The organism is Hymenobacter rubidus (genome assembly GCF_016734815.1).
GTDB lineage: Bacteria > Bacteroidota > Bacteroidia > Cytophagales > Hymenobacteraceae > Hymenobacter > Hymenobacter rubidus.
This window is the reverse complement of the sequence record NZ_JAERQF010000021.1, coordinates 19,616-32,371: the sequence shown is the minus strand read 5'-3', so window position 1 is coordinate 32,371 and position 12,756 is coordinate 19,616. Positions and strand designations below refer to the sequence as shown.

At 61.7% G+C, this 12,756-nt stretch carries 9 protein-coding genes; 1 reads left to right on the top strand and 8 read right to left on the bottom strand.

The features are described from left to right. Position 1 precedes the first annotated feature (1 nt). Positions 2–679: an endonuclease III gene (nth, locus tag JKL48_RS14470; protein WP_201983670.1), complete on the bottom strand. Its 678-nt coding sequence runs from the start codon at positions 677–679 to the stop codon at positions 2–4. Between the two features lie 375 nt (positions 680–1,054). Next, positions 1,055–1,690 carry an RNA polymerase sigma factor gene (locus JKL48_RS14465; RefSeq protein WP_201983669.1) on the bottom strand — a complete coding sequence of 212 codons (636 nt, stop codon included), beginning with the start codon at positions 1,688–1,690 and terminating at the stop codon, positions 1,055–1,057. Between the two features lie 378 nt (positions 1,691–2,068). Here JKL48_RS14465 and JKL48_RS14460 point away from each other — a divergent pair, with 378 nt between their 5' ends. Next, positions 2,069–3,358 (top strand): MFS transporter, encoded by a 1,290-nt coding sequence (locus JKL48_RS14460; protein WP_201983668.1) that lies wholly within the window; start codon positions 2,069–2,071, stop codon positions 3,356–3,358. 71 nt (positions 3,359–3,429) lie between these two features. Here JKL48_RS14460 and JKL48_RS14455 read toward each other — a convergent pair whose 3' ends face one another. The 6 genes from JKL48_RS14455 to JKL48_RS14430 all read right to left on the bottom strand — a co-directional run bounded on the left by JKL48_RS14455 (position 3,430) and on the right by JKL48_RS14430 (position 12,656). After that, a complete protein-coding gene (locus JKL48_RS14455) occupies positions 3,430–4,593 on the bottom strand; it encodes an alpha/beta hydrolase family protein (protein WP_201983667.1) in 1,164 nt (387 codons plus the stop codon). A gap of 36 nt (positions 4,594–4,629) precedes the next feature. Beyond that, positions 4,630–7,500, bottom strand: coding sequence for a TonB-dependent receptor (locus JKL48_RS14450; protein ID WP_201983666.1), 2,871 nt, complete (start codon positions 7,498–7,500; stop codon positions 4,630–4,632). 140 nt (positions 7,501–7,640) lie between these two features. Beyond that, positions 7,641–8,303, bottom strand: coding sequence for a nucleotidyltransferase family protein (locus JKL48_RS14445; protein ID WP_201983665.1), 663 nt, complete (start codon positions 8,301–8,303; stop codon positions 7,641–7,643). A gap of 139 nt (positions 8,304–8,442) precedes the next feature. After that, positions 8,443–10,773, bottom strand: coding sequence for a xanthine dehydrogenase family protein molybdopterin-binding subunit (locus JKL48_RS14440; protein ID WP_201983664.1), 2,331 nt, complete (start codon positions 10,771–10,773; stop codon positions 8,443–8,445). A gap of 136 nt (positions 10,774–10,909) precedes the next feature. Continuing rightward, a complete protein-coding gene (locus tag JKL48_RS14435; RefSeq protein ID WP_201983663.1) occupies positions 10,910–11,893 on the bottom strand; it encodes an FAD binding domain-containing protein in 984 nt (327 codons plus the stop codon). A 124-nt stretch (positions 11,894–12,017) separates the two neighbouring features. Beyond that, positions 12,018–12,656, bottom strand: a complete 639-nt coding sequence (locus JKL48_RS14430; RefSeq protein ID WP_201983661.1) for a (2Fe-2S)-binding protein — start codon at positions 12,654–12,656, stop codon at positions 12,018–12,020. Positions 12,657–12,756: the final 100 nt, after the last annotated feature.

The window sequence follows — 12,756 nt, the reverse complement described above, 5'->3', positions numbered from 1 at the left end:
TTTATTCGTCTGGTAGCGGCTCATACGCAGCAGCTTTGCCAAAATGCTTTTCAAAATAAGCGCAACTGGGAGCCAGCGGGCAGATGCTGCACTTGGGTGAGCGCGCTACGCAGATGTAGCGGCCATGCAAAATCAGCCAGTGATGCGCTTTGTTGATAAGCTCCTCCGGAATATATTTTACCAAGGCTTTTTCCACGGCTAGCGGCGTGGAAGCGGTTTTGGGCACTAGGCCAAGGCGATGCGATACCCGGAAAACGTGGGTATCCACGGCCATGGCGGGCAGGTTGTAGATGACGGAGGCCACCACATTGGCCGTTTTGCGGCCCACGCCGGGCAGGCGCTGGAGCTCGGTAATCTGGCTGGGCACTTCGCCGGCAAAATCCTCCGTGAGCATGCGGCCCAGGCCGGCGAGGTGCTTGGCCTTGTTGTTGGGGTAAGAAACGCTGCGGATAAAGGGGAAAATGTCGTCGGCGGAGGCCGCGCCCAGGTGCGCAGCGGTAGGAAACTGCGCCAGCAGCGGCGGCATCACCAGGTTCACGCGCTTGTCGGTGCACTGCGCGCTCAGCACCACGGCCACAATCAATTCGTAGGGGTTGTGGTAGGCCAGCTCGGTTTTCGGCTCCGGGAAATTGGTGATGAAGTAGTCGAGAAAGTAGGTAAATCGGTCGGCGCGGCGCATGAAGTGAGTAGGAGTACAAAAAGAGAAACGGTCATGCTGAGCTTGTCGAAGCAACTCTCCCGCAATACTATTCCTTTTGATTGGATTTAGTGTTGCGGGAGAGTTGCTTCGACAAGCTCAGCATGACCGTGCTGGCTATTTGGATAACCCGTGCTACCGCCGGCCACGCATAGCGTAGAACGGCCGCCACAGGAAATCGAAGGGGCTCAGGACTTGCTCAAGAAAGTGCGCGAGTAGCGCAAAATGGCCTCGGAAGTTTCGGGCCGCGGCTCGCGACGTACGCCGTCGAGAGCCCGCTGGGCCAAAAGGAGGTCGGCGCAGGTAGCGGCCAAGTCCGGGTCGTGCTGCATTGCCTCCTCTACTTCGCGCTGCCTTTCAACCGGCAATTCGTTGTACACATACTGTAGCAGTGTCGAATGGGGTAAGGTTTGAATCATAATCGAGGGAATTTGCGGTCATTTTCTTCCGCAGGTTTATCAGCGCGTAGCGCATGCGGCCCAAGGCCGTGTTGATGCTCACGCCGGTTGCGTCGGCAATTTCCTGGAAACTCATGTCGCCGTAGTGGCGCATCAGCAGCACCTCCTTCTGGGCGGCGGGCAGTTCCTGGATTAACGCCCGAAGGCGGTTGTGGGTTTCTTCGCGGGCCAGAATATCGTCCGGTCCGTCATCGGCAATGGTGAGGGTATTGGCCAGCCGGTCGTTGTCAGTCAGGCTAACGTGGGGCGTCCGCTTGCCCCGCCGGAACGAATCGATGGCCAGGTTGTGGGCAATGCGGCAAATCCAGGGAGCAAACTTGCCCTCTTCGTTGTAGCGCCCGCTTTTCAGGGTGTGAATGGCTTTGATGAACGTATCCTGCAAGAGGTCCTCGGCCACGTCCTCGTCGCGCACGATGAGGAGGATGGTCGTGAACACACGGCTGCGATAGCGCTCCAGCAGGATGGCGAAAGCAGATTCCTGGCCGGCCAGGTAGAGCGAGATGAGCGCAGAGTCGCTCGGTTGCAAGAGGTCCATAAAGGGCTACGGAATAAGGGAACGTAGAGCTTTAGGCCATAGTATGCAGTTACCGAGAAAAAAAATGGGGAGCGACTTTCAGCCGGCGATTTCGCCCGCTAGAATCGTTTCAAATGTAGAGAAATGAAATGCACTCGCGCAAGAGGTAAAAGAATAAAAATGCCAAAATCTTTTTGCGAAAAATACGCAACCTTCCTAAAAACTTCATCCAGGCCCTTTTTGCGACCAACGGCGTAGTAAAAAAAGATTAAAAAAGTTTCACATTCCTGAAAAAGTTGTGCTCCGGGTTCACGCAAGCTGGTGCAGCCGCCTTCTTCGTAGGGGTAAGCCGGCGCCTACCTTTGCGCTCGCCCGCCGCATTGGCGGCTTTTGTGCCTTATGCTTCCAACTGCCGACGCTTCTCCCACTCACGACCCGTACGCGGCCCTGCGCGTTTCTGATTTTCGCCGCTTATTATCGGCTCGGGTCCTGTTCACCATTGCCAGCCAGATTCAGGGCGTGGTGGTGGGCTGGCAGATTTACGAGCTGACCAACAACCCCCTGGCGCTGGGCCTTATTGGGCTGGCCGAGGCCATTCCGAGCATCACGGTATCGCTCTACGCCGGGCACGTGGCCGATTCGGTGCCGCGCAAGCGCATCATCGTGCCCATGATGGTGGTGCTGTTTTTGTGTTCGCTGAGCTTGTTTTTGCTCACCAAGCCAGCCGGTATGGCGCTGTTTGCTAACCAGCGGGTGGCGGCTTTTCCACTCTATGTGGTGATGCTGTACGTGGTGCTGTTTGTGAGCGGCATCGCGCGCGGCTTTTTGGGGCCGGCGGTGTTTTCGTTTATGCCGCAGCTGCTGCCGGAGCGTAGCCTGCTCTCGAATGCCGTGACGTGGAATTCGAGCAGCTGGCAGGCGGCGGCGGTGCTGGGGCCGGCCATCGGCGGGCTACTGTTTGCGAAGATGGGCAAGGGCTTTGCCTACGGCGTCGACGCCAGCCTGATGCTGGTGTCGCTGCTGCTGTTTGTGAGCATTGCTAGCCGGGCGCTGCCCGTGCGCGAGGGCGAGCGGCTGAGCCTGGGCGAGAGCATTCTGAGTGGCGTGCGCTTTATTTTCGGCAACCAGATTGTGCTGGCGGCGCTGTCGCTGGACCTGTTTGCGGTGCTGTTTGGGGGCGCGGTGGCGCTGCTGCCCATCTTCGCCAAAGACATTCTGCACACCGGCCCCGATGGGCTGGGCTACCTGCGGGCCGCCCCGGCCGTGGGCTCGGTGCTGATGGCCGTGTGGCTCACCTATTCTCCGCTGCGCAAAGGAGCGGGGCGCAAACTGCTGTGGGCCGTGGCGGGCTTTGGGCTGGCCACCATTGGCTTTGCGTTGTCGAAAAGCTTCTACCTGTCGCTGTTTCTCTTGTTCCTGACGGGCGTTTTTGACTCCGTTTCGGTCATTGTGCGCTCCACGCTCATTCATACCTACACGCCGGAGTACATGAAAGGGAGGGTGTCGGCGGTGAACAACATCTTTATCGGCTCCAGCAACGAGATTGGCGGCTTCGAGAGCGGCGCGGCGGCCAAGTTGATGGGCACCGTTACCAGTGTGGTTTTCGGTGGAACCATGACGCTGCTGGTCGTAGCTACCACGGCCTGGAAAGCGGATAAGCTCCGCAAATTGGAGTCGGGCACGAAGTAGCCGGGCAAAGACATCGAAAAGGCCACCCTGTCGAGGTGGCCTTGGTAGTGGAAGAGGTGCGACAGAACCGCTTACCGAGCAGTTTGGCGGCGAAGCCAGCTCGTGAGCGCCATTATGGCCGTTGGGGCTATGACGGGGCGGGCCTGCCCCTCGATGATGGGCCATTGCTTCGGGTCGGGCTGGAGTAAGTGGTTCACGCCGGACAGTTTCACGGCCGTCACGCTACGGTTGTTGCGCAGGCCTTTTTGCAGGGCCGTCGCGTTGATGTCGGCATCGACTTGCTCATCGACAGTGCCATTGAGCAGCAGCACGGGGCACTTCACTTGGCCGAGCTGGGGCTGCGGGTCGAAGTCGAGGAAGGAGCGGTAGGCTGGGGTCAGCATCTGGGCGGCGCTGGCCTGCGCGGTGGCCACGTCCATACCGGGCGAGTCCTGGCGCAGCATGTTGGCCACAATGGCTTGCGTCTGGGCCTTGTCGGTCATGTTGCTGATGATGGCCAGCATGTCGCGCTGGCGGCGGGCAGTGGCGTCTACTTGCGCGGCATCGGCGCCCAGGCTGCGCAGCAAGGCAGCATTTTGCTGCACCAGGGCTTCGCGCACCGGCACGCCGTAGCCAGCCAGGGCCACCACAAAATTGGGCGGCAGTGGGCCGGCGGCGGCCAGCAGCGCCACGTTGGCGCCTTGGCCGTGGCCCAACAGCCCGAGGCGGGTGGGGTCTATGTCGGGGCGGGTTTGCAGAAAGTTGAGGCCGGCCTGGGCATCGGTGGCGAGGTCGGGCGGGGTGGCGCTGGGCAGGCTGCCGGTGCTTTGGCCCACGCCGCGGTCGTCGTAGCGCAACACGGCGAAGCCGGCTTTGGTGAGGCCATCGGCCAGCTCGGCAAAGAAGCGGTAGTTGTCGTACACCGCGTCGCGGTCTTGCGCGCCCTGGTCCGACAGCAACAGCACCGCCGGAAACGGGCCTTTGCCCACCGGCAAGGTCAGCGTGCCGGCCAGCAGCAGTCCTGCTTTGCTGCTGGTTCCGGCACTAGCCGTCGCCCCTGCCGTAGCCGCTGCGTTGGCAAAATGGACTTGCTCAGACAGGTAAGGCGGCCCCTGAACGGGGGCCGCCACCAAGGCCGACGGGTGCAGGGCGCGGGCCTGCTTAGGAGAAGCGTCCGAAAGGGTGGCGCGAGGGCTGGCCGGCACGATTCCCACGGCGCTGCCCAGCAAAAGGGCGGTCAGGAGGTAGGTTTTCATGGCTTTCGCAGAAGTAAGAAAAGGTCGCACGGCCGCCTACAAACCCAGGGTGTAGGCGGCTTTCAGGTAAAAGAAAGCGCCGTTGAAGCCCATCTGCACGGCTTCGTAGGGAATGGTATCGAAGTCGTAGGGCATGAACAGCGACCCGTGACGGGCGCGGAAAGCCGACTCGAACTGCGCCACCGTGGTGGTGGGCGTGTTGTAGGCCGCGTCGGGAATGTGGCCGTTGGCGGCGGCCTGCTTTTTGTTGTCGGGCAGAACGTTGAACACGTTGTTGGCGCCCACCGTCAGCATGAATGCTTTGCTGGGGTGGTAGCTCACGATGAGGTCGGTGACGTACTTCGGGGTGAAGCGCAGGAAGTAGCCGCCTTCTTCCAGCAGGCCGAAGTTGTTGTCGTAGTAGGCCACTTCGCCGAAGCGCGTGAGGCGGGGCTGCACCGTGAGCTTGCCCATTTCGAGCGAAGCCGAGGCGAAGATTTTCGACTTGGGGTTGCCGGTTTGCAGCATCGAGAGCGGGCGCTGGTCCACGAAGTTTTCGTCCCAGAGCTTGTCGTTCTGAATGTCCTGAAACTGCTTTGGCACGTTGACATTCACGGAGGCGCGGTTGAAGTTGGCGGCCAGGCTCAGCAGCAGCTTGCCGCGGCCCACCGGCCGGTTGTAGCGGGCCACCAGGTCGATGCCCTCGTTGCGGGTATCGGCGGCGTTGGCGAAAAACTGCGCCGCGTAGGCCTTGTCGTCCACCAGATACTCCCGGAAAGGCTCGTCGGCGGGCTTGCCATCGAAGGCATCGGCCACAAACAAACCCGAGAGCAGAATCCGGTCCTTCACGTCGATGCGGTAGAAATCGGCGCTCAGCGTCAGGTCGGGGGTGGGGGTGAGCACCAGGCCGCCGGTGTAGCTGGTCGAGGTTTCGGGCTTCAGGGCCGGCATGCCGATTTCGGTGCGCACGTCCTCGTTGCTGGGGATGACGCGAGCGTTGAGCTTGCCGGCCGGTGACGAATACACCGTGGTTTGCTCATAAAACTGCTGCTGAATGGACGGTGCCCGGAAGCCAGTGTTGAAGCCGCCGCGCAGGGCCAGCCAGGGCGCCACCCGGATGCGGGTATTCACCTTGTAGGTGAAGGCCGACTGGCTGAAGTCGGAGTACCGCTCGTAGCGCACGGCCCCGCCCACGGTCCAGTTTTTCACAATGTCGGCTTCCACGTCCACGAAGCCGGCGGTGTTGGTGCGGCGCCGGCTCACGGTGTTGTCGAAGCTGCGCAGGCCCTGCGCGCCCGAATTGGCCGGCAGGGCCGACGGCGTGGGGAAGGCGGGGTTGTTTTGCGCTACCAGGCCTTGCGCGTTGCCGGCCGCGTCGCCCTGCACCGTGTTGAACACGTCGGTCCGAAATTCGCCCCCGAACGCCACGTTCACACCCGCCATGGCTTTGTCGAACAGGCGCGTGACCGTGCCGTTGGTCACGTTTTGCAGAAATGACACCGAGCCCAAATCGAAGCTGGTGGGTGTGGCCGCGCCCAGCGACGGATTCACCGACTCGCTCAGGCCCAGCTTCATTTTGTTGAAGCCCACGGCGTTGCTCACGTCGAGGCTCCACGCGCCCAGGGCCTGCGTGATGCCCACCACGGCCGTGGCGTCGTTTATCTTGTTGCTTTGCACGGGCTGGTAGCCCAGCGCCGACAGCTTGCCGGGCACCACGTCGTTGGGCGTGGCCAGGGCCGTGGTCCACTGCTGGCGCGACTGGCCGTCGCGGTACGTGTAGCCGCCGAAGGAGTACAGGCGCGTGGCCTTGGCCAGCTGCACCCCGGCGTTGTACACAAAGCGGTAGTTGGTGCTGCGGGCGTTGCCGTTTATCTGGTCGAAGTTGCCACCGTTGGCCGCGGTGCGGGCGTCTTCCTCGGCCTGCGAGGCCCGGCTGAAAATCGGGTGCGACTCAAAGTCGCGGTGCGGCTTGCCGGGTACGTAGCGCGAGGTGCTGCCGCGGTAGTCTACTTCGCCGGTCAGGTTGAGGAAGCCTTTTTCGCCCAGCTTGAGGCCTTTGTTCAGGCTCAGCGTCGTGTTGAGGCCGTCGCCGGCCCGGGTCAGTCCGCTGCCGACGAAGACGTTGCCGCCGCTGTTGTCGCTTTTCAGGGTGAAGTTCATCACGCCGGCAATGGCGTCGGAGCCGTACTGGGCCGCCGCGCCGTCGCGCAGCACTTCCACCCGGTCCAGGGCGTTGGCCGAGAGAATGTTGACGTCGGTGCCGGAGCTGCCCACGCCGCGCGTGCCCAGCAGGTACAGCCCGGCCATGTTGTGAAAGCGCTTGCCGTTCACGAGCACCAGCATCTGGTCGACGCCCATGCCGCGCAGCGAGCTGGGGTCCTGGTGGTCGGCAATGTCCGAAACGTTTTGGCGCGTCGAGTTGAAGGACGGCACCACGTAGTTCAGGATTTGGCCGATGTCGGTGCCGGGTGCCGTCAGGGCCAGCTCGCTCATGTCCACCACGTCCACGGGCGAGAGGGCGTCGGCCGCGCTGCGGTCGGCGCGGCGCGTGCCCACGGCCACCACGTCGGGCACCAGCACGAAGTCGATGGTAATGGTTTTGTTGGCGCTCAAGAAGAGGTTGGTGGTGACGCGCGGCCGAAAGCCGGGCTGCGTAACCTGCAGCGCATACGGGCCACCCAGCAACAGCTGTGGCAGCGAAAAGGCGCCGTTTTCGTCGGTTGTGATGCGGCGCCGAATGCCCGACGGCAAGTGAATGGCCACCACGCTCACGCCGTAAATTGGATTGCCCGCTTCGGAGCGCACCGCGCCTTTGATGGTGCCCGACATGGTAGGCGTCACTACTTCGGACGGCGATACCTGCGCCTGGGCAGCAATGGGCAAGCCGGCAATAAGCCAAAAAGGCAATGCATGGTAAATCTTGTTCATTATCAGCTTTGATTTAATCAGGAATCAAACATTCCATCAAAGCTAGCCGGAGGCTTTCGCGGGCATTTTTACAGTTCGACCAATGCGGGTATCAGCGCGCCAAGCGCGGGTATTTGGCCAATGGAAGGAAATGCGAATCGTTACGCGGTAAAACGATTATCCGGTCTGGAAACTGATGCCGAGGAATTGAGCCGTGCGTATTGTTCCGGTGTGTCCACATCGAGCAGGCCTGCCGCAAAAGCCACCCGTCCCACGGCCGCGCCCAGACTAGCAATGAGCCGGCCCGCGCCCTGCTGCCCCTGCAGCTGTAGCAGCTCAGGTAATAGTATTGAGCTAAAAACGGCGGGCACGCCCAGCGTATCGCCATAGGCGGCCGTTACGGCCGGAGCCTGAGTTTGCTGTTGTTGCCGCACCAGCTGCTGCAGCAGCTCCGAAGTCACCAGTGGCTGGTCGGTGAGCATGATGAGGACGGCGGCCGGCTGGGTACCGGCAAGGGCGGTGAGCCCGGCACGGATGGAGGACGCCATGCCGGTTTCCCACTCGACATTGCGCACGGCTTGGATGGGCAGGCCCACTGTTTCCGGTAGCAATTCTTCGTGCAGTGCTCCGGTTACCAGTATGATGGGTGCGCAGCCGCTGGCTACAGCGGTTTCGGCTGCGTGGCGCAGGAGGGTGCGGCCGTGGTAGGGCAGCAACTGTTTGGGCTGGCCCATGCGGGTAGATGCGCCAGCGGCCAGCAACAGCAGCGCCACCGGCCCGGCCGAAGCTGGAGCGGTGGCGCTGGAAGTTGAAACGTCAGTCATTGAAACTGATTTGGATGGAAATAATATGTCATGCTGAGCGCAGCGAAGGACCTTATCATATCTGCAATGAATATGTTGTTACGGATTGTTTAGCGGTGATAAGGTCCTTCGCTGCGCTCAGGATGACAACTGGAACTTGCTAAACCGCCTTCGTGCCCAGGATTTTATCCGGCGTGATGGGCAGGTCGCGCACGCGCTTGCCGGTGGCGTGGAACACGGCGTTGGCCACGGCAGCGGCCACGCCCACCATCGAAATTTCGCCAATGCCCTTCACGCCCATGGCGTTGATGTAGGGGTCGTGCTCATCAATAAATTCTACGGTCATGTCCGGAATGTCAGCATTCACCGGAATGTGGTAGTCGCCCAAGTCGGCGTTGACGTAGCGGGCGTAGTGCGGGTCGCGGGCGGTGGCTTCCATCAGGGCCGCGCCGATGCCGAAAATGGAGCCGCCGATAATCTGGCTGCGGGCTGTTTTGGCGTTGAGAATGCGGCCGGCGCCGTGCACGCTCACCCAGCGCGTAACGCGCACCGTACCCAAGTCGGGGTCGACGTGCACTTCGCAAAAATGTGCCCCAAAGGAGTGCATAGAATGTTTGCCGGCCTCGTCCTGATGCCCCGAGCCGGCCGGGTTAGCCGCCTGGCCGGTTTCGTAGCCCGCGCCATATTTGCCCTGGCCACTGCCTTCGATGTCGTCCATGCCGGCCCTTTTCATGAGGACCATGAAATCTTCGCCTTTCGACGGGTTCGCTTTGAGTTGAAGGCGGCCTTTGTCCACCATCACCTCATCTGGCTTTGCCTTGAAAAGAGGGGATTTCGGGTCCTTTATCGCCGTTTTGGTGAGTCGTTCCCACACATCCTGAGCCGCCATGTAGACGGAGGACGACACTGTGCCCGCTGCTACTGAGCCGCCGGAGTTAGGCGCGGTGGGCAGCTTGGTATCGCCAAGCTCGAAGCGGATTTTTTCGGGCGGCAAGCCTAGCGAATCGGCTGCTACCTGCGTCATCACCGTGTAGGTGCCGGTGCCGAGGTCGGTGGCACCGGCCTGCACCACGGCATGGCCATCGGCATACAGCCGGACGCGGGCCGTGCCTTGCGAGTTGTGCACCGGGTAGCTGGCCGTGGCCATGCCCCAGCCCACCAGCGTGCGGCCCTCGCGGGTGACGCCGTTTTTGGGGTTGCGCTTGCTCCAACCAAACAGCTCGGCCCCGCGGGCGTAGCATTGGCGCAGACTTTTGCTGCTCCAGGCCTGGCCGGTGCTGGGGTCTTTCTCAGCGTAGTTGCGCAGGCGAATTTCGATAGGGTCAAGCCCCAGGCGGTAGGCCAAATCGTCCATCGAGCACTCAATGGCAAACGAGCCGGGAGCCTCGCCGGGGGCGCGGGTGAAGGTCGACGTCATCACGTTGCCTCGCGCCAGCTCGTAGTGCGATTCGAAGGTAGGGCACTCATACAGCAGATTAATAATTTTGCTGTTTGCCTCGGCGTAGTTGTCCCAGGGCGAGGTAGTGGAGGTTTTTTCGTGAATCAGGGCCGTGAGCTTGCCTTCGGCGGTGGCGCCTAGCGTCAGGGTCTGGGTTTGGTCTTCGCGGTGGCCCATGCTGGTAAATTGCTGCGGACGGGTGAGCACCAATTTCACCGGTCGGCCCACGCCCTTGGCTGCCTGCGCCGTGAGCACGGTGTGCGGCCAGCATGAGCCCTTGCAGCCAAAGCCGCCGCCAATAAACTTGGTTATGACCCGTACCTGGTCTTGCGGCAAGCCCAGGTAGGCCGCCAGCGACTTCTGGGTGCGCGTCACGCCCTGGGTCGATTCGTAGACTGTAAGGCGGTCGGGCGCTTCCCACACGGCCGTGGTCGAGCCCGGCTCCATGGGGTTGTGGTGGTTGATGGCGTGGGTGTAAACGGCCGTCATCTTCACCGCTGAGCTGGCCAGGGCCGCCTGGGCATCGCCGCGCCGGGTGTAGCCATCGGCCTTGCCGTCCTGAATTTTTTCGGGGTTGAAGCGCGTGGCCTTGGGGTCGGTATAGGCCGCAATGGGCTGCTCGGTGAGGTAGCGCACCTGTACCAGTGTAGCCGCGTAGGTAGCGCGCTCAAAGGTGTCGGCCACTACCAGGGCCACGGGCTGAGCAGCGTAGTGAATTACATCCGACGTTAGCGGCAGGAACCCCATGGGCGCGCCAATGGCTTTTTTGCCGTCGGCGTCGTTGGGGGTTTTGGCCAGGCTGGGCAGGTTGAGGTGGGTGAACACGGCCAGCACGCCCGGTGCCTTGGCCGCCGCGCTGGTGTCGATGCTTTGAATTTTGCCCTTGGCGATGTCGCTGGTTTTGAGCACGCCATACGTGAGGCCGGGCAGCGGGTACTCGGCCGAATATTTGGCCCGACCCATCACTTTGTCGCGCCCGTCCACGCGGTTCAGCGGCTTGCCGACGACGCCCGGCGTGGGGGAGGTTTCGAAGAAAGAAGGTTCGTTTTCCATGGCAAAAAAGTCGGGTGAATGGGCGGTCATGCAGAGCGCAGCGAATCATCTTGCGTGCTACTACTAATCAAATAATCAAGACGATTGAATTGCTACCACAAGCGAGATGCTTTGCTGCGCTCTGCATGACGTTCTTTTAAGCTGCCGATAACTCCAGCAGAGCCCGTACCAGCGTGTTTTGGGCCAGTTCTACTTTGAAGCGGTTTTGTTCGCGGGGCTGCGCCTCGCGTACGGCCGCCGCGGCGGCGGCCCGAAACGTGGCTTCGGTAGCGGGGGCACCCGTCAGCACCTTTTCGGCGGCCACCGAGCGCCAGGGCTTGGTGCCCACGCCGCCCAGCGCCACCCGCGCCGAGCGCACCTGCCCGCCCTGCACATCTAGGCCCACGGCCGCCGAGGCCAGCGCAAAAGCATACGAAGCCCGGTCGCGGACTTTCAAATACATCGACTTGCGGGCATGGGCCGCCGCCGGAATGGTGACGGAGACAATCAATTCGCCGGGCTCAATAACGGTTTCGCGCTGCGGCGTGGTGCCGGGCAGCACGTGGAAATCGACCAGTGGCACGCGGCGCTGCTTGCCTTTGGCATTTTCGAGCAACAGCACGGCATCCAGCGCCACGAGGGCCACGGCGAAGTCGCCGGGATAAGTGGCAATGCACGTCTGACTACCACCCAAGATGGCGAGGTTGCGGTTTTCGCCGGTTTGGGCCGGGCAGCCGGAGCCGGGTGCCCGCTTGTTGCACGGAAAGGCCGTATCGCGGAAGTAGCCGCAACGGGTGCGCTGCAAAATGTTGCCCCCAATGCTGGCCATGTTGCGCAATTGAGGCGAGGCCGCCAGCAGCAGCGACTGCGACACCACGGGGTAGTTCTGCACCACCAATGGGTGCTCACCCACGTCGCTCATGCGTTCCAATGCACCGATGCGCAAACCGTCGGCCGTCTGCTCCACTCCTTTAAATGCGAGGTTGTTGATGTCAACCAACTGGCCGTGGTTTTCCACGTTCAGCTTCATCAAGTCGAGCAGGGTGGTTCCGCCGGCAATGAAAGCGGCGTCCTTGTTGTCGCGCACGGCAGCCGTGGCATCTTTGGCCTGGGTAGCTTGCAGGTAGGTAAAGTCGTTCATTGTCTGGTGTTTTGAAAGAACGTCATGCTGAGCGCAGTCGAAGCATCTTGCTTGCTTCCGTTGTGGAAGTAAATAATTACTGCAGCACGCGAGATGTCTCGGCTGCGCTCGACATGACGTTCTGTTAACCTTTAAAACCGCTTTGCTCGACCTGCCGGATGGCGGCCACAATGTTGGGATAAGCGCCGCAGCGGCAGAGGTTGCCGCTCATCCATTCGCGCACGTCGCCGTCGGTTTTGGCGTGGCCTTCCTTGATGCAGGCTACGCCCGACATCAGCTGACCCGGCGTACAGTAGCCGCACTGGAAGCCGTCGTGCTCGATGAAGGCGGCTTGCAGCGGGTGCAGCTCTTCGCCTTTGGCCAGGCCTTCTACCGTAGTTATCTCCTTGCCTTGTGCCATCACCGCCAGCGTCAGGCAACTGTTCACGCGGCGGCCATCCACCAGCACGGTGCAGGCACCGCACTGCCCGTGGTCGCACCCTTTTTTCGAGCCGGTCAGGTCAAGCTTTTCGCGCAGGGCGTCGAGCAGCGTCACCCGCGGCTCGGCCTGAAAGGTGCGCAGGGTGCCGTTCACCTTGAGGCGCATTTCGCTCACGCCTTCCACCTTCTTGGACAGAGCCGTGAGGCGCTCGGCTTGGCTAACGAGTGGCGGGGCCAGGGCCAGGCCCAGCAAGCCGGTGGCCTGCTTAAGGAACGAGCGGCGGCCGTCGTTGGGCGCGGGGCTTTCAGTGCCGGGGAAAATGGAAGGGGAGTCGTCAGTCATAGCGCAGGTGATTAGCCGGGTTACTATTACTCAATTCCGCCGATAATTGTTGGCGGAAAGCCTCCACAATTTTACCGAATAAACCGCTCCGTAATGCTGA

Bases quoted from the DNA above. Each gene is read 5' to 3' on its own strand.
- nth (WP_201983670.1), bottom strand. From the start codon at position 679: ATGCGCCGCGCCGACCGATTTACCTACTTTCTCGACTACTTCATCACC.
- JKL48_RS14450 (WP_201983666.1), bottom strand. From the start codon at position 7,500: ATGAACAAGATTTACCATGCATTGCCTTTTTGGCTTATTGCCGGCTTG.
- JKL48_RS14455 (WP_201983667.1), bottom strand. From the start codon at position 4,593: ATGAAAACCTACCTCCTGACCGCCCTTTTGCTGGGCAGCGCCGTGGGA.
- JKL48_RS14430 (WP_201983661.1), bottom strand. From the start codon at position 12,656: ATGACTGACGACTCCCCTTCCATTTTCCCCGGCACTGAAAGCCCCGCG.
- JKL48_RS14465 (WP_201983669.1), bottom strand. From the start codon at position 1,690: ATGGACCTCTTGCAACCGAGCGACTCTGCGCTCATCTCGCTCTACCTG.
- JKL48_RS14435 (WP_201983663.1), bottom strand. From the start codon at position 11,893: ATGAACGACTTTACCTACCTGCAAGCTACCCAGGCCAAAGATGCCACG.
- JKL48_RS14445 (WP_201983665.1), bottom strand. From the start codon at position 8,303: ATGACTGACGTTTCAACTTCCAGCGCCACCGCTCCAGCTTCGGCCGGG.
- JKL48_RS14440 (WP_201983664.1), bottom strand. From the start codon at position 10,773: ATGGAAAACGAACCTTCTTTCTTCGAAACCTCCCCCACGCCGGGCGTC.
- JKL48_RS14460 (WP_201983668.1), top strand. From the start codon at position 2,069: ATGCTTCCAACTGCCGACGCTTCTCCCACTCACGACCCGTACGCGGCC.